Here is a 16,602-nt window from a genome sequence, read left to right on the forward strand (position 1 = left end):
CTCCGTTCAACCGCCGCCGCAACCGCCGCAGCCGCCGCCTCCGCCGCCGCCACAACCGCCGCCGCCGCTGTCGCCGCCGCTGCTGCCGGAACCGCTGTCGCCGCCGCTGGAACCCGACGGCGGCGTGCGCAGGATGTGATAGTCGGCGAAACCGCTGCCGTACAGGCCGACCGTGCCCGACAGCGCGACCTGCGCGGCGAGATCGCCGGGCGCGATCCGTCCGCTGGCGTCGTGCAGCGCCCATTCGCCGGCGCGGGTGCGCTGTTGTTGGCGCAACAGGCGCGCCATGGCGACGATCAGGGTCAGCCCCACCAGCACCACCAGGAAGCCGACCGGCCGGTCCCGGCCCAGTCCGATCCAGATCTTTAGCCCGCCCAGCGCCGCCAGCGCCAGCAACGGCGCGCTGCCCAACTGGCGCAGGCGCAGGTCGGCCGATTCGCTGAGCCACCAGCCCTTGCGCCGCAATCGTTCGGCCATCGGCTCGTACGCGCGCGCCAGCGCGATGACGGTGAGCGACAGGCTCTGCTCGCGCTGCGCGGTCTCGGCGGCGGCGAGCACCGGCGCCGGCAACTGCGCCGCCTGCGCGCGCAGGCGCGCCGCGTCGACGCGCAGCCAGACCCGGTCGAGGCGCTCGGCCGCGCGCAACGGCGCGCCGTTGTAGTCCAGCGCCAGCAGGTCGCGGCGCATCAGCTCGACCAGGGCCACGTCGACGGCGCGCTCGGGCCCGCCGGCCAGGTACGCGAGTTCGACCTCGTCCTCGACCTGGGCCTGGTTGCGCCGGTTCGGACCGCGCAGCGCGCGCTTGATCGCGGTGCCGGCCAGGTAAGCCCACGGCAGCATGGCCAAGTACAGCGCGAGGAAGCCGCCGCCGCCGAAATCCAGCGGATTGAAGGTTTCCTGCGCGCGCACGCAGGTCAGGTAGATCAAACCCAGCGCGCCGCTGGCCAGCGACAGCGCCAGGTAACCGCCGCGCGGCGGCGACTGCCACGGCGACAGCAAGCGCTCGCGCGCGCCAGCCGGTTCCGCGCGCGGCCGCGCCTGCGCCGGCGCGGGCGAAGGCGGCGGCCACCACAGCGGCGGCGGTTCGTCGAAGAAGTCCGCGTAGCTGACGAGCGTCTGCCGGTACTGTTCTTGATGGCGCGCGTCTTCGGCCTGTCCGCCCAGCGAGGGCGTGTGGTGCAGTTCGCGCTGCAGCGCCTGCGGGCAGAAGCGGCCCCAGTAGTCGCGGGTGTCGGTGAGGTGGGCGTGCCAGACCTTGTCGATGCGCACGCTCGGCGTGACCGCATGGCCGGCGGCCACCGCCAGGAAGCAGAACCGCCGGTATTCCTCCAGCGCCGCCTCGGCGCCGGCGCGGTCGCAGCCCAGCGCATGGCCGACCCGGTCGAGGAAGGCCTCGGCCCGGTCGCCGCCGAAGCGGTAGTCACGCAGGCGCTGCCACAGCTCGCGCCGTTCCGCGGTCCAGTCGGCGTCGCGCCGCGCTTGTTCGCTTTCGTTCATGGCCAGATCCATCGGGCGTTCGGCGAAAACACGCGCAACAACTACGCGTTCCCCAGGGCGGCCAGCAGCGCCGCGCTTTGCAGGATCACCAAACCGGCCTGTTTGCGCAACAACGCGCGCGCGCCGCGCCAGCGCGCAGGCCAGTCGCGGGCGACGGCGCCGGGCTTGCGCAGGCCCAGCGCGGCCAGCGCCGCATCGAGCCGGGCGACGCCGCCGTCGGCATCGGTCTCGGCGCGCGCGGCCAGCGCCTGCAGCAGCCGCGCATCGAAATCCACGCGCACGGCGTAGTAGAGCTGCAGCGCGCCGGCCGCCGCCGCGAGCCACAGCGGCGCGCGCCAGTCGCTCACGAACAGGCCCACCAGCGCCACCGCGGTCAACAGCAGCGAGGCCGCGCACAGGGTCCGCCCCTGCGCCAGCAGCGCGGCCATCGCACGCAGTTCGAATGCGCCGAACGCGGCCGGCGGCGGGACCGGGCCGCTCATGCGTTCTGCGTCCCCAACCCGGCCGCCGCCAGCGCGGGCGCCGCGACCAGCGCCTGCAGCGCGCGCAGGTGCGGCGCGCGCAGCACGATCGCCGGCCGCGCGCTACGCACGATCGCCACCGCCTCGTCCACGCCCGCGGCGCGTCCGCTGCGCAGCAACCACGCGGCCACCGCGGCGGCGCTGCGCGAATAGCCCAGCGCGCAGCAGACCAACACCTCGCCGCGCGCTTGCCGCGCGGCGATGGCGTCGGCCGCGGCGATCAACTGCACCGGCGTCGGCGCGACCAGGTCCAGCATCGGCCGCACCGCATCGCCTTCGCGCGCATCCATCAGCGACAGTTCCGCGCACACATCCACGACCGCGGCGAAGCGCGCGCGCTGGCCGCGCGCAGGAATCCGGCCGAGCCAGACGCCGTCGATCACCGGCACCGGCTGCGGCGCGCGCCGCGTCCACAGCCGCGAATTGATCCAGGCGCCGAGCAGATACGGCGCCAACAGCCAGCGCGCCGCCACACTCAGGCGGCCGTCGTCGCGCTTCTGGAATCCCAGCGGCCCCAGCAGCGCGTAATTCAGCGCGACCAGCGCCAGCGACGCCGCCGGCCACCACAGCCACAGCGCCCAGCCGCCGAGCGCGCCCGCGCTCAAAGTGCCCGCCGCCCACGCGCACAGGGCCGCGGCCGCCGCGTACAACGCCGCCAGCGTCCAGCGCTTGGGATCGCGCGCCGGCGCCGCCTCGCGCCACGGCGCGCGGATGCGTTCGGGCCACAGCCACACGCACAGCCAGCCGGCGAGCAGGCCGGTCGGGATGTCGACGAAGTGGTGCTGGAACGTGGTCAGCACCGACACGCCGATCAGCGCGAACCAGCCGTGCAGCAGCCAGCGCCAGCCGCCGCGCAGGTGATGGGCGAAGCGCACCCACAGCACGATCAGCAGCACGATGTGCAGCGACGGCGCCTGGTTGTACGGCTTGTCGAAGCCCAGCAGCACGTCGAACAGCCAGCCGAACACGCCGTCGGTGTGCGGCCGCACGAAGCTGTAGCGCAGCGGCCACAGCAGGAAGCAGCCCACCGCCACGGCCTGTGCGGTCAGCAGGCGCAAGCCTTGCGTGTCCAGTTCGCGGCGGTCGCGGCAGACGAACAGCGAGATGCCGTAGAACAGGTCGATCGACCAGTACGGCACGATGGTCCAGGCCCAGAACGGGATCGCCCGCTCCCAGCCGAACGCCAGGCTGGGCACGTCCGCGCGCGCGGCCGCGAGCGCATTGGCGTAGCCGTAGGTGGCGAAGAACAGCGGCCCCAGCACCAGCAGCCACAGCGCCGCGCGCCCCCAAGGGCGCCGGGTCGCGGCGACGGCGTCGGTCATTGCGCGACCCGCTGCGCCATCGACACGGTGAAGATGCCCCAGCGGTCGATGCGCTGGTCGACCTTGACGAAACCGGCCGCGCGCACGAGCTCGTCCATCTCCTGCTGGCTGCGCCGGCGCATCACCCAGGCCGCGCCGCCGCGGTGGCTGGTCAGCGCGCGCGCGATGAATTCCAGCTGCGGGTGCCAGGGCTGGCCGGTGTAGACCAGGAACCCGCCCGGCGGCACCGCCGCGGCCAGGCCCTCGAGCGAGCGCCGCACCTGATCGTTGTCGGGGAACAATTCGTACAGGCCCGACACCACCGCCAGGGTCGGCTTCGGCTCCAGCGCGGCCAGGGCGTTGCGGTCGAACGCGTCGCCCTGGTCGAAACGGGCGATCGCGCCGGCGCCGAGTTCCTCGATCAGCGCGCGGCCCTTGTCGACGTTGAGCGTGCTGTAGTCGCGCAGGCGCACGCTGTCGGCGTGCGCGCCCTCGCCCGCCAGCGCTTCCAGCGCATAGCGGCCGTGGCCGGCGGCGATGTCGACCGCGTGCACCGGCTGCCCGGCCTCGCGCAGCCGGCGCATCGCCTCGCGCAGCAGTTCGTGCAGATGAGTGCGGCGCACGCGAATGCCGCGCCAGCCGATGGCTTCCAGGTAATTGCGGTCGACCATGCGCCCGAGCGGCCCGCCGCCGCGGGCCTCGTTGCGGTACACGTAGTCCAGGCTGCTGCCCGAATCGAAGCCGGTGTCCAGGCCCAGGCGGATGCCTTCCGACAGCTTGCCGCCGAAGCGCAGCCCGGCGCGCACGAAGCGCCAGCGCAGGTCGGCCAGCGACCAGCGCTCCGGCGGCCACGACAGCTTTTCCGATTCCTCGAAGCTCGGCCCGCGCCGGTGCGCCTCGCTCAGGTCGGCGCGGCTCAGCGGCTGGGCGAAACGCGCCTGGACGAACGCGCGGATGCGGTTGATCGCGGCGGCGCGGCCTTTCTCGCCGAGAGTGTCGTGGAAGAAGTCCGGCAGCAGGTGGCGTTCCTTGATCGCGCTGCCCAGGCGTTCGTAGAAGCGGTCCTGCGGGCCGCGGTGGACGACGAAGTCGGCGCCGGAGACCAACAGTTGCGTCGGCACCGTGATCGCTTGAGCGTCCGCCACGATCCGGTCGGCCGCCTCGTACAACCCCAGCAGCACCCGCACCGAGATCGGCCGGGCGATGAGCTTGTCGGTGCGGTAGCTCTCCACCCGCTCCGTGTCGTGGGTCAGCCACCGCGGCTTGACGTAGCTGTTGACGAAGAAGTTGCCGCGCAGCTTCTGCATCAGCGCCAGGCCCGGCCGCGCCAGCGGCACGTACAGCTTGACCTTGAACGCCGGCGAGGCCAGCACCAGCGCGCGCAAGCGCGGCGCGTAGTCGTGGACCCAGGTCGAGGCGACCACGGCGCCGACGCTCTGCGCGACCAGGGCGAGGTTCTCGACGTCGATGCCGTGCTTGTCGCGGATGTGGGCGACGAAGCGGTCGAGGTCGCGCACCAGCGCCTCGAACCCGGGCGCATCGCCGCGCTCGCCGGGCGAGCGGCCGTTGCCGCGCGCGTCCCAGGCGAAGAAATCGCAATCCTCCAGGCCCAGCTCGGGCACCAGGTGCTCGACCCGGCCCGAATGCTCGTGGCCGCGGTGCAGCAGAACCACCGCCTTGCGCGGCCCGTCGCCGGGCTGGCTCGCCGGCCAGTGGCGGTAGAACAGCTCGGCGCCGTCGAAACTGGCGAACCAGCGTTCCTCGGCCGCGCGCGCGCCGCCGGACTTGACCACGACTTCATTCATTCCCGCTCTCCTTGTCGAACGCTTACCGCTCCCGGCGCGGCATCATGCCGCAAACCGGCGCGCACGCGGCGCACCACCGTCCACGCGCACAGCATCGAGGCCAGCACCAGCACGATCTCGACCGGCCACGCCGAGATCCAGCCCAGCGCCAGCAACAGCCCCAGCGCGCCGATCACGAAGGCGCGGTCGCTCTTGCCCATCGGCCCGTCGTAGCGCCGCGGCGCTCCGACCATCAGGCCGAGCACGCCGGCGTATTCGGTCAGCGCCGCCAGCAGCACGAACGCCAGCAGCGGCGCCGCATGCAGCCCGGCCAACGCCAGCAGCGACAGATACAGCGCGCTGTCGGACACCACATCGCACAATTCGTTGAGGTAGGCGCCCAGCCGCGACTGCTGGCCGAACTCGCGCGCCAGCATGCCGTCGATGGCGTTGAGCGCCATGCGCGCGAACATCCACAGCGGCAGCAGCGCGAACAGCCACGGCCGCGCCGGCGCGCCCCAGTACACCAGCGCGGCGACCGCCAGCGACACCAGCGCGGCGGCCACGGTGACCTGGTTGGCGGTGGCGCCCGCCGCGTGCAGCCGCCGCACCAGCGGGCGCAGCAGGTCCTGGAAGCGTCCTTTCAAAGCGTAGATCGAAGCCATCGGTTCCTTGCGCTCGCCGCGCGCCCGCGACCGGGCGCCGCCACAGCTTAGCGGCTGCGCGCTCGGATGCGAGCCGGCGGGCACCCGGCCGCGTCGTCGCCGCGCGGGTATCGCCACAGTGGCCCGGCCGGCGCGCCGGGCTACACCGCCGCGGCGCGACTTTGCCGCGCCGGCCGCAAAACCCGGCGCCGGCCGCCCCGCATCGCCCTGAACGGGCGGCCCGACGGGCGCGCGCGGCTATAATTCCCGCGCCCTTCCGCTGCCTTCCTCCCCGAATGACCTCCGAGCTCCCGACCGGCCGACCGGTCCCGGCGTCCCCGCCGGTACGCATCCGCCGTGCCCTGCTGTCCGTGTCCGACAAGACCGGCCTGATCGAACTCGCCCGCGCCCTGGCCGCGCACGGCGTCGAACTGCTGTCCACCGGCGGCACCGCCAAGGCGATCCGCGAGGCCGGCCTGCCGGTGCGCGACGTGGCCGAGGTCACCGGCTTCCCGGAAATGATGGACGGCCGGGTCAAGACCCTGCACCCGCTGGTGCACGGCGGCCTGCTCGGCCGCGCCGGCGTCGACGACGCGGTGATGGCGCAACACGGCATCGGCGCGATCGACCTGCTGGTGCTGAACCTGTATCCGTTCGAAAAGGTCTCGGCCGACCCTAACAGCTCGTTCGAGGACGTGATCGAGAACATCGACATCGGCGGCCCGGCGATGCTGCGTTCGGCGGCGAAGAACTTCGCCCGCGTCGCGGTCGCCACCGACCCGGCCCAGTACGCCTCGCTGCTGGCCGAACTCGACGCCAACGCCGGCGCGCTCTCGGCCAAGACCCGCTTCGCCCTGTCGGTGGCCGCGTTCAACCGCGTCGCCCAGTACGACGCGGCGATCAGCAACCACCTCTCGGCGATCGGCGAAGACGGCGGCAAGCTCGAGTTTCCGGCCCAGCACAACGCCAGCTTCGTCAAGGTCATGGACCTGCGCTACGGCGAGAACCCGCACCAGAGCGGCGCGTTCTACCGCGAAGCGCAGCCGCTGCCGGGCACGCTGGCCAGCTTCGTCCAGTTGCAGGGCAAGGAGCTGAGCTACAACAACCTCGCCGACGCCGACGCCGCCTGGGAATGCGTGCGCCAGTTCGAGCGCCCGGCCTGCGTGATCGTCAAGCACGCCAACCCATGCGGCGTGGCCGAGGGCGTGGCCTGCGGCGACGCCTACGAGTTGGCCTACGCCACCGATCCGACCTCGGCCTTCGGCGGCATCATCGCCTTCAACGGCAGGCTCGACGCGGCCACCGCCAAGGTCATCCTCGACCGCCAGTTCGTCGAGGTGCTGATCGCGCCCGACTATGAAGACGGCGCGGTGGAATACGCGAAGAAGAAGGCCAACGTGCGGGTGCTGCGCATTCCCGGCGGCGACGGCCGCAATGCCCTGGATTTCAAGCGCATCGGTTCGGGCCTGCTGGTGCAGAGCGCGGACCTGCGCGAAGTCGGTCGCGACGAACTCAAGGTCGTCAGCAAGCTGGCGCCGACCGACGCGCAGCTGGCCGACCTGCTGTTCGCCTGGCGCATCGCCAAGTTCGTCAAGTCCAACGCCATCGTCTACGCCCGCGACCATCGCAGCATCGGCATCGGCGCCGGGCAGATGAGCCGCGTGGTCAGCGCCAAGATCGCCGCGCTCAAGGCCGACGAAGCCGGGCTGGTCGTGCCGGGCTCGGTGATGGCCTCCGACGCGTTCTTCCCGTTCCGCGACGGCATCGACGCCGCCGCGGCCGCCGGCATCAAGGCGGTGATCCAGCCGGGCGGTTCGATGCGCGACAACGAAGTCATCGCCGCGGCCGACGAACACGGCCTGGCGATGGTGTTCACCGGCGTGCGCCACTTCCGCCACTGAGCCTGCGCGCGCGGGCGCCCCGGCGCCCGCGCCGCACCCGACCGCATCATGCCGCTCGAATTCAAACCGCGCCCGCCGCCGGGGCCGCCGCCTTCCGGCCGCGGGCTGCTGCACTCGCTCACGCGCAAGCTCATGATCCTCGCGGTGCTGGCCGCGGTGCTGGTGCTGTGGGCGGGCTGGCAGTACTCGCAACGGCAGTCGGCCGACAGCAAGATGCTCGGCGAGTACGGCATCGGCGGCGACGCCGTCACCGTGTTGCTGGTCGAGCCGGACGTCTCGCTCGACATCGAAGCCGGCCTGCGCCGCGACTACACCGCGCAACTGGCGCGCGCGCTGGGACAGCGGCTGGAGCAGCTGGGCTACCGGGTGCGGCCGCTGTCCGCGCGCAGCGAGCAGGAGCGTTTCGGCGAAACCTCGCAGCTGCGCGACCGGCGCGCCGCCATCGAGCATCAAACCCAGACCTTGCAATCCTTGCGCGAAACCGCCGCGCCGGTGCTGCGGGTCTCGCTGGACGGCCTGGACTACGACGGCCGCAGCGTCAGCCAGCACCGCTACAAGGTCGAACTGCTCGACCCGCGCAGCCTGGAACCCTCGTGGCAAGCCGTGCTGACCTGGCGCGAAGGCCGTTCGCAATCCATCGCCTTGCTCTGGCACCTGCGCCAGAACCGCCTGCCGCCGCCGCTGTGGGACAGCCTGGCGGAACTGGCGCTGGAGCGCTTGCGCGAGGACGGGAAGCTGCCGGCTTCGGCGATCCACTAGCGCGCGGCGCGGGGTCTGGACGCCGGATTCGGGGCCGGCGCTCTTCTGTCCCCGTCATTCCGGCGAAAGCCGGAACCCATTTTGCCGTTGCTCTTGCGCTGCAGCCCTGCGCGAGGCGACAGCAAGATCAAAATGGGTTCCGGCTTTCGCCGGAATGACGGGTTCGGGCGAATGCCGCAACAGCCCCCTGTAGGAGCGGCGCAAGCCGCGACCGCGAAAACGCAACCGCGGCGCAAGCCTCGTCGTAGCCGCGTTGTCGCGGTCGCGGCTCGCGCCGCTCCTACCCAAAGCCCGGCTTACGCGCCGGGCTTGCCGCGCTCGCGCCAGATCTCGTGATCCACCCCGTCGCCGAGCTCCGCGTACTGGGCGATATGGAATTCCGGCGACTTGCCTTCGCGCAGCTGCCGGTCGTAGTCGCGGGTCAGCTTCACCACCACGCCCGACAACATCACGATCGCGACCAGGTTGATCGACGCCATCAGCGCCATCGCCGCATCGGCCGCGTTCCACACCAGCTCCACCTTCGAATACACGCCCCACACGATCACCGCCAGCGCCGCCACCCGCAGTACGAACAGCGACTTGGCGCCGCCGCCCAAGTACAGCAGGTTGCTCTCGGCGTAGGAGTAATTGCCGATGATCGTGGTGAAGGCGAAGAAGAACAGCGCGATGGCGACGAAGTAGGTGCCCCAGCCGCCGAAGAAGGTCGTCATCGCCGCCTGGGTGATCTGCACGCCGTCGCCGCCCTGCCCCAGCACCCCGGACAGCAGGATCACGAAACCGGTCGCGCTGCAGATCATCAGGGTGTCGATGAACACGCCCAGCGACTGCACCAGGCCCTGGCTGGACGGATGGTGCGGCACCGGCGTCGCCGCCGCGGCCACGTTCGGCGCGCTGCCCATGCCGGCTTCGTTCGAATACAACCCGCGCTTGACCCCCTGCAGCATCGCCACCGCCAGCCCGCCGAGCACGCCGCCGGCGGCCGCGTCCAGGCCGAACGCGCTGCGTACGATCAAGGTCAGCACCGCGGGCACCTGCGGCAGGTGGGTCAACACCACCCAGCCCGCCAGCAACAGATAGCCCAGCGACATGAACGGCACCACCCATTCGGCGAACCGCGCGATCGCGCGCAAGCCGCCGAAGATGATGACCGCCGTCAACAGCACCAGCCCGCTGGCGATCTGCAGCTGGCTCAGGCCGAAGGCGGAATGCAGCGACTGCGCCATCGCGTTCGCGTGCACGCTGCTGAACACCAGGCCGTAGGTCAGCAGCAGGCACAGCGCGAACGCCACGCCCATCCACGGCTTCTTCAGGCCGCGGCTCATGTAGTAGGAAGGCCCGCCGCGGTACTGGCCGTTCTCGTCGCGCACCTTGTACAGCTGCGCCAGCGCGCTCTCGGCGTAGGCCGTGGCCATGCCCAGCATCGCGGTGCACCACATCCAGAACAACGCGCCGGGCCCGCCCAGGCTCAAGGCGATGGCGACGCCGGCGAGGTTGCCGGTGCCCACGCGCGAGGCCAGCGACGTGCACAGCGCCTGGAACGGCGAGATGCCGGAGGAGTCGCCGTCGGTGCCGCGCCCGATCACCTGCAGCATGTGCGGGAACCGCCGCACCTGCAGGAAGCGCAGGCGCACGGTGAAGTACAGGCCGACCAGCAACAGGCCGTAGGTCAGGAAGTAGTCCCACAACACATGGTTGATCGCGCCGATGACCGGCGCCAGCGCGGTTTCGATCGCGTCCAGCAAAGCTTGCATCCGCCAGTCCCCACAAACGCCAGAATCGGCCTGCGATGGTAACAGCCGGGTCGCGGCCTGCCTGCGGCTCGCGTAAAATCGCCTATTCCCGCGTTTTCGCGCGTTTTCCGGCCGGCCCCGGCCAGGAGCAGGCATGAAGGTCCTCGTAATCGGCTCCGGCGGGCGCGAACACGCGCTGGCCTGGAAGCTCGCCCAATCCCCGCGCGTCGACGAGGTCCTGGTCGCCCCCGGCAACGCCGGCACCGCGCGCGAAGGCAAATGCCGCAACGTCGCGGTCGCCGCCACCGACCTCGACGGCCTGCTGAAGCTGGCCGCCGACGAAGCCGTCGCGGTGACCGTGGTCGGCCCCGAGGCGCCGCTGGTGGCCGGCGTGGTCGACCGCTTCCGCGCCGCCGGCCGGCGCATCTTCGGCCCCACCGCCGCGGCCGCCAAGCTCGAAGGCAGCAAGGCCTTCGCCAAGGATTTCCTCGCCCGCCACGGCATTCCGACCGCTTACTACGCGGTGCATACCGACGTCGACGCGGCCCTGGCCTACGTGCGCGAGAAAGGCGCGCCGATCGTGGTCAAGGCCGACGGCCTCGCCGCCGGCAAGGGCGTGATCGTGGCGATGACCCTGCCTGAGGCCGAAGACGCGGTGCGCGACATGCTCTCCGGCAACGCCTTCGGCGCCGCCGGCGCGCGCGTGGTGATCGAGGAGTTCCTCGACGGCGAAGAAGCCAGCTTCATCTCCATGGTCGACGGCGAGCATGCGCTGCCGATGGCGACCTCGCAGGACCACAAGCGCGTCGGCGACGGCGACACCGGCCCCAACACCGGCGGCATGGGCGCTTATTCGCCCGCGCCGGTGGTCACCCCGGCGGTCCACGACCGGGTCATGCGCGAAGTGGTGATGCCGACCGTGCGCGGCATGATCGCCGACGGCGTGCCCTTCACCGGCTTCCTCTACGCCGGCCTGATGATCGACGCCGACGGCGCGCCCAAGGTCATCGAATTCAACGTCCGCTTCGGCGATCCGGAAACCCAGCCGGTGATGCTGCGCCTGCGCTCGGACCTGCTCGATCTGGTCGACGCCGCGATCGACGCGCGCCTGGACGCCGTCGAAGCCGACTGGGACCCACGCCCCTCGCTGGGCGTGGTGATGGCCGCGCAGCACTACCCCGACACCCCGCGCACCGGCGATCCTATCAGCGAATGGGACGTGCCGTTGCCGGTCGACAGCCACGTCTTCCATGCCGGCACCCGACTCGTCGACGGCCAGGCGGTCACCGCCGGCGGCCGCGTGCTGTGCGCCTGCGCGCTCGGCGACAGCGTGGCCGATGCGCAACGCCGCGCCTACGAAGTCGTCGCCGGGATTTCCTGGCAGGGCGAGTTCCACCGCCACGACATCGGCTGGCGCGCGATCGAGCGCGAGCGCGCCGCGCAGGCCTGACGCCATCTGGCGAAAACGCAACGGCCGGGAGTGCCCGCTCCCGGCCGTTGTTCGTTTCAGGCCCGCTCAATGTAACAACCGCGCGAACCGCTATCGCGCTTGCATCGCAAATACGATGCCGCGGCCGCAAGCGCGAACGATCCGCATCACTGCGCCGCCGCGTCCTCCGGCGCCGGCTGCAAGGTCGTCGCCAACTCCTCCAGCTCCGCGATTTCCTTGTCCAGGGCCTCGTACAACTCGCCCTGCCGCACCATCAGTTCCTCGATGCGCTGCGCCTGCTTGAGCTTCTTCAACTCGCCGTCGAACAGCAGCCACTGCCCGGTCAACTGCTCGACGTAGTTCTTGGCGTAGTGGCGCATTTCCTTGAGCTGGTTCAACGTGGTGTTGACATGATCCAGCGGCGTCTTGGTGTCGGCGGACATACCGGCCTCCTCGTGCGGGGAACGGCCCGAGCCTAACCGCCGCAAGCTGGCTGCCCGCGAAACGCCGGCGCAGGCCGCCGCGTTGACATCGTGTCTTCACCCCGCAACGACATTGCCATATGCGACCCAGGTCGTATCCGTCGCGCCGCGATCGGCTAGGATCGGGAAAGACGCATCCCGGCGCTGTCGCCGTCGCGCCGATGCGCAGCACGTTCCGCACGACCGTCCATTCACAGGGGCATCGCGTTGAGCAACCCGGAACTCGATCGGTCCACGCCCGAGAAAACCCTGCACGCGCTCGAAGAGGCCTATCGCAACGGCGACTTCGAACTCGCATTGCGCTGCCGCAACTTCGAGCACGAGGCCGAACTCATCCAGCAGCATCTGCGCCCGGCCGGCGCCGCGCCGCCGGCGGGCCCGCGCGGCGAACTGGCCGACGCGCTGCAACGGCAATGGCGGCAGGCGCGACCGCCGGACTTCCTCGGCGTCGTCACTCAAGTCGTCGCGGTCGAACACTTCGCCGGCCGCTTCTTCACCGTGACCCAGAACATCCGCAACGCCGACGGCCGCACCTTTCCCCAGCGCACCTTCATGTCGCACGCAGAAGACGGCTGGGCGGTGCTGTGCCCGGTGCCGGCCTACGAGCCCCCGCAGGAAACCAAGCCGTGGTGGGTGTTCTGGCGCTGAGCCTTCCGCCCCGGGCGGTTCGCTGCTCGTAGCAGCGGCGCAAGCGGCGACCGCGCCTCTTGCGCACCGGCGCGACCGTCAGGCGAGCAGAACACCTCAAGCGGGGCAAGCGCGTTCCCGCAACGTCCAGGGGCGCGCATCGCGTGCACCCGCAAACCGCCTAAAGCACCGGCGACATCATCGCCACCGCGTTCTGCACCAGCCGCACCCGCAGCGGCCACGCCTCGACCTCGTCCAGCGCGACCCGGTGCGACACCGACAGGTACTTGTCCTGCCGCCGCCGGATCGCCGCGACGAGCGCGCGGTCGGCGATCACCAGGTTGTTCTCGAAGTTCAGGTCCAGGCTGCGGCGATCCATGTTCGCCGAACCGACCAGGGCGACCTCGCCATCGATGCACATCGCCTTGGTGTGCAGGATGCCGAGCGGATACTCGTACACCTCCACGCCCGCGCGCAGCAGGTCGGCGTAGGTGCTGCGGCAGGTCTGGCCGACGAACCACGAATCGTTGCGCTGCGGGAACACCAAGCGGGTCGCGGCGCCGCGGCGCGGCGCGGCGCAGATCGCGCGCAGGATCGATTCGTCGGGCACGAAGTACGGGGTGACGATGGTCAGCTCGCGCCGCGCTGCGTAGATGCAGGCGGCGAACATGTCGCTCATCGCGTTGTGGCGCACGACCGGGCCGGTCTCGAACGCCTGGGCGATGCAATCCTCGTCGAAGCGCTGCGGCGTGGCGGCGTCGGGATAATCGTCCAATCCGGTTTCGCCGGTCTCCGGAATCCAGCCGCTGAGGAACAGGAACTGCGTCTGCCGCACCACCGGGCCTTCGCAACGCAACAGCAGGTCGATCCACGGCGCGTACGCGGGCTTGATCCGGAACTCCGCATCGGCGCAGTTCTGGCTGCCGCAATAGGCGATCTTGTTGTCGATCACCACGATCTTGCGGTGATCGCGCAGGTCCATGCGGCTGAACGCGATGTGCTGCAATCGATTCAGGTCGTCCAGCGTGCGCAGCAGTTTCACCCCCGCCCCGCCGAGCTGTTTCCAGCGCTCGCCGGCGATGAAGGCGCGCGAACCGAACGCATCGACCATCACCCGGCAGGCCACCCCGCGCCGCGCCGCATCGGCCACGGCATCGGCGACGCGGCCGCCGGCGCCGTCGTCGAGCCAGATATAGAAGGCGATGTGCACCGACTCGCGCGCCTGCTCGATATCGGCGACCAGCGCATCGATCGCCAGCCGGCAATCGCGCTTGGGATCGTCCGCGGCGCTGTCCTCGTCGCCGAGCAGCGCGATCCGGTTGCCGCCGACGGCATGGAACCCGTTGATCGAACGGGCCAGCTCGAACAACGGCGCCGCATGGTCGGGGACCGCGCCCGGCGCGTTGGCGGCATCGTCCGGCGACGGCATGCGCTTGCCCGCATGCTCGATCCGGTCGACCCGCGCGCGGCCGATGTTGGTTTCGCCCAGCAGCAGGTACGCGATCATGCCCGCCACCGGCGCCAGCATGATCACCGCGACCCAGGCCGCGCGCGAGGCCGGCGTGCGGTTGGGCCGGGTCAGCGCGCGCGCGACGGCGAGCAGGTGGGCCACGAACACGAATACCGTCAGGCCGATGTTCAGCGACGCGGGCAACCCGCTCAGTTCGAACGACATGCGGTCTCCAAGTACTCCAGCCGAGCCGGCCGCGGCCGATGGCCGCAGCGGTCGAGCATGCCGGCGGGCGCGTCACGGCGCCGCAAAATCGTCCGCGCATGGCAGCCAGCGCCCCGCCGCGCGCCGCGATCGCGGCGATGCACGAGGCTCGGCCCCGACGCGACGGCACCCGGCACAACGAAGGCCGCCACGACGACAGCCGACGCACGCGCGCCGACCGCCCGCGCGCTGGCGACGCCGCCGCCCACGGCGCTATCCTGAATCCGCCGTGGTGCCTCCGCCGGCGCGCCTAGTTGGGGCTGCTCATGCTCGATTCCCGCAAGTTCCTGTTCGCGCTGATCGCCGCCGCCTACGCCCTCGGCTTCGTCCTCGCCGACTGGCTGGGCTGGCAACGCGCCATCATCCTCGCCGCCAACGCTTTCTTCGTGAGCTACCTCGCGCTGGCCGTGCCCAGCCTGCGCCGGCTCAGCGGCCAGCGCCTGCGCCAGGCCGCGGTCAAGAGCGACGTCCCGGTCTACGTCCTGTTCCTGATCGTCGTTTCCACCGTGACCACCGCCCTGGCTGCGTTGTTCATGACCATCAACGCCGACGACCGCCCCAGCCTGGGCTGGCTGATCCTCGCCCTGCTCTCGATCCCGCTGGGCTGGGCGACGATCCACATGCTCGCCGCCTCGCACTATGCGCACCTGTACTGGCGCCCCGGCGCCGACAAGCAACCGCGCCGCGGCCTCGAATTCCCCGGCGACGAGCAGCCCGCCGCGATCGACTTCGTCTACTTCGCCTTCGTGATCGGCATGGCCGCACAGACCTCGGACGTGGCGATCTCCGGCCGCGCGCTGCGGCGCTTCACCCTGATGCACTCGATCGTGGCGTATTTCTTCAACGCGGTGCTGGTGGCGGCGGCGGTGAATGTGGCGGTGGCGGCGAATTGAACGATCGGCCCATTCCCGTCGCGCCCAGGTGCGGCTGCGCCCTCGTCCTTGCACTGCTGCCGGATTGGGCACACCCGACAGGCACGCTCTCCAGCTTGCAGCGATGCGCCCGACGCTCCGGCGCGATTTCGCCGCTCCGGCCCCACTGAACCTTGATCGACACTGCAACCATGAGCCACGCACACCGCTTCGACGAATCCACCTGGCCGTTCGATTCGCCGATCAATACGCATTCTTTTACGACCCGGCAAGTTCTCGACGGCGGCCTGCCGATTCTCGAGGTGTACCACGATCACGACGGCGACTGGCAGTTCCTGTGCGGTACCACCCAGGACACAGCCGACGGCAGATTGGTTTGCCTGGGCTGCATGATCGATCGCGACGCGGCGTTGCTGCAGTTGGCGGACCTGCCTGTCGGCTGGTCGGCCGTGCGCGAATCGACCGGGCACGCGTGGCTGCGGCAGCCCGATGAGTACGACGAGGACGCCTGAGCGACCGCCGCCTGGACCTGCCCGAACTAACCGCTCCGGCACTGCGCGCTCACTCTTAGCCCCTTACACTTGCGGGCCTCCCACCCGAGAGCGCCCGCAATGTCCCCCATGCTCGCCCAGGCCACCTACATCGCCACGAAAATCGGCGAGGCCTTCGCGATCCTGGCCATCGCCTGGCTGCTGACCACGCTGCTGCGCCAGTTGTTGCGGCGCATGTCCACCCGCTACGACCTCGCTCCAGCCTTCGCGCTGGGGCTGCGGCGCGGGCTCAGCACGGTGATCTACATCACCGCCTTGCTGATGTTCCTCAACCGGGTCGGGATCTCGGGCTCGGTGGTGTGGACCACGCTGACCGGGTTCGTGGCGGTTGGCGCGGTGGCGTTCTTCGCCGCGTGGAGCGTGTTGTCGAACATCTTCTGCGCGTTCCTGATCCTCACCACCCGGCCGTTCCGCCTGTACGACTACATCGAGGTGCTGGAGAACGGCGACAAGCCGGGGCTCAAGGGCCGCGTGGTCGACATCAATTTCGTCTACACCACGCTGCAGGAAACCCACGCCAACGGCGACGACACGGTGTTGCAGGTGCCCAACAGCCAGTTCTTCCAGCGCACCACGCGGCGCTGGCGGCACGAGCCGGAGTGGAGCCGGGTCGTGCGCGAGCAGAAGACCGCCGAAAGCGCGGAGTGGCAGGACGCGGGCGGGCGCTGAGCAGCGCAAGCCGCGGGAGCTCCCTGTGGGAGCGACGCGAGTCACGACCGCGAATCCTCGGCTACGACGAAAGTTGCGCCGCGAGCGTGAAGATCCGCGGTCGCGGCTCGCGCCGCTC

Annotated in this window: 15 protein-coding genes; 7 read left to right on the forward strand and 8 right to left on the reverse strand. The window is 70.8% G+C overall.

All coding sequences use genetic code 11. From position 1 onward, the window contains the following. Window positions 1-6 precede the first annotated feature (6 nt). From RDV84_RS02735 to RDV84_RS02755, 5 genes are read right to left on the reverse strand one after another with little or no spacing between them, the layout of a single operon-like run. Window positions 7-1,497 carry a TIGR04222 domain-containing membrane protein gene (locus tag RDV84_RS02735; protein WP_309152366.1) on the reverse strand — a complete coding sequence of 497 codons (1,491 nt, stop codon included), beginning with the start codon at window positions 1,495-1,497 and terminating at the stop codon, window positions 7-9. A 41-nt stretch (window positions 1,498-1,538) separates the two neighbouring features. Continuing rightward, a complete protein-coding gene (locus tag RDV84_RS02740) occupies window positions 1,539-1,979 on the reverse strand; it encodes a hypothetical protein (RefSeq protein ID WP_309152367.1) in 441 nt (146 codons plus the stop codon). Beyond that, window positions 1,976-3,340, reverse strand: a complete 1,365-nt coding sequence (locus tag RDV84_RS02745; RefSeq protein WP_309152368.1) for a phosphatase PAP2/dual specificity phosphatase family protein — start codon at window positions 3,338-3,340, stop codon at window positions 1,976-1,978. Before RDV84_RS02745 ends, RDV84_RS02740 begins: the two co-directional genes overlap by 4 nt. Beyond that, window positions 3,337-5,124, reverse strand: coding sequence for a bifunctional alpha/beta hydrolase/class I SAM-dependent methyltransferase (locus RDV84_RS02750; RefSeq protein WP_309152369.1), 1,788 nt, complete (start codon window positions 5,122-5,124; stop codon window positions 3,337-3,339). Before RDV84_RS02750 ends, RDV84_RS02745 begins: the two co-directional genes overlap by 4 nt. Continuing rightward, window positions 5,121-5,768: a CDP-alcohol phosphatidyltransferase family protein gene (locus tag RDV84_RS02755; RefSeq protein WP_078999769.1), complete on the reverse strand. Its 648-nt coding sequence runs from the start codon at window positions 5,766-5,768 to the stop codon at window positions 5,121-5,123. Before RDV84_RS02755 ends, RDV84_RS02750 begins: the two co-directional genes overlap by 4 nt. A gap of 275 nt (window positions 5,769-6,043) precedes the next feature. On the opposite strand from RDV84_RS02755, the gene purH reads away from it, so the two are divergent. Together purH and RDV84_RS02765 are read left to right on the forward strand one after the other, a co-directional pair. After that, window positions 6,044-7,648 carry a bifunctional phosphoribosylaminoimidazolecarboxamide formyltransferase/IMP cyclohydrolase gene (gene purH, locus RDV84_RS02760; protein WP_309152370.1) on the forward strand — a complete coding sequence of 535 codons (1,605 nt, stop codon included), beginning with the start codon at window positions 6,044-6,046 and terminating at the stop codon, window positions 7,646-7,648. 48 nt (window positions 7,649-7,696) lie between these two features. Next, window positions 7,697-8,407, forward strand: a complete 711-nt coding sequence (locus RDV84_RS02765) for a hypothetical protein (protein ID WP_309152371.1) — start codon at window positions 7,697-7,699, stop codon at window positions 8,405-8,407. A gap of 296 nt (window positions 8,408-8,703) precedes the next feature. Here the strand turns inward: RDV84_RS02765 and RDV84_RS02770 are convergent, their stop codons facing one another. After that, window positions 8,704-10,161 carry an alanine/glycine:cation symporter family protein gene (locus RDV84_RS02770; protein ID WP_309152372.1) on the reverse strand — a complete coding sequence of 486 codons (1,458 nt, stop codon included), beginning with the start codon at window positions 10,159-10,161 and terminating at the stop codon, window positions 8,704-8,706. A gap of 133 nt (window positions 10,162-10,294) precedes the next feature. Between RDV84_RS02770 and purD the strand changes: the two genes are divergently transcribed. Next, window positions 10,295-11,590, forward strand: coding sequence for a phosphoribosylamine--glycine ligase (purD, locus tag RDV84_RS02775; RefSeq protein WP_309152373.1), 1,296 nt, complete (start codon window positions 10,295-10,297; stop codon window positions 11,588-11,590). A 146-nt stretch (window positions 11,591-11,736) separates the two neighbouring features. Here purD and RDV84_RS02780 read toward each other — a convergent pair whose 3' ends face one another. Further along, on the reverse strand, window positions 11,737-12,012 hold the full coding sequence (locus RDV84_RS02780) for a hypothetical protein (RefSeq protein WP_078999328.1): 276 nt from the start codon (window positions 12,010-12,012) through the stop codon (window positions 11,737-11,739). Between the two features lie 246 nt (window positions 12,013-12,258). Between RDV84_RS02780 and RDV84_RS02785 the strand changes: the two genes are divergently transcribed. Then, entirely contained in the window at window positions 12,259-12,699 is a 441-nt protein-coding gene (locus RDV84_RS02785; protein WP_309152374.1) for a hypothetical protein, read from the forward strand. A 160-nt stretch (window positions 12,700-12,859) separates the two neighbouring features. Here RDV84_RS02785 and cls read toward each other — a convergent pair whose 3' ends face one another. After that, a complete protein-coding gene (cls, locus tag RDV84_RS02790) occupies window positions 12,860-14,353 on the reverse strand; it encodes a cardiolipin synthase (RefSeq protein ID WP_309152375.1) in 1,494 nt (497 codons plus the stop codon). A gap of 305 nt (window positions 14,354-14,658) precedes the next feature. On the opposite strand from cls, the gene RDV84_RS02795 reads away from it, so the two are divergent. The 3 genes from RDV84_RS02795 to RDV84_RS02805 all read left to right on the forward strand — a co-directional run bounded on the left by RDV84_RS02795 (window position 14,659) and on the right by RDV84_RS02805 (window position 16,484). Beyond that, the gene (locus RDV84_RS02795) at window positions 14,659-15,285 is read left to right on the forward strand and encodes a DUF1345 domain-containing protein (protein WP_078999343.1); all 627 of its coding nucleotides are present in this window, start codon (window positions 14,659-14,661) and stop codon (window positions 15,283-15,285) included. 170 nt (window positions 15,286-15,455) lie between these two features. Continuing rightward, window positions 15,456-15,776 carry a hypothetical protein gene (locus RDV84_RS02800; protein ID WP_309152376.1) on the forward strand — a complete coding sequence of 107 codons (321 nt, stop codon included), beginning with the start codon at window positions 15,456-15,458 and terminating at the stop codon, window positions 15,774-15,776. Window positions 15,777-15,884: 108 nt separating this feature from the next. Next, window positions 15,885-16,484, forward strand: coding sequence for a mechanosensitive ion channel family protein (locus RDV84_RS02805; RefSeq protein WP_231784010.1), 600 nt, complete (start codon window positions 15,885-15,887; stop codon window positions 16,482-16,484). The last annotated feature ends 118 nt before the right edge of the window (window positions 16,485-16,602 follow it).

Source organism: Lysobacter yananisis, from assembly GCF_031199375.1.
GTDB lineage: Bacteria > Pseudomonadota > Gammaproteobacteria > Xanthomonadales > Xanthomonadaceae > Lysobacter > Lysobacter yananisis.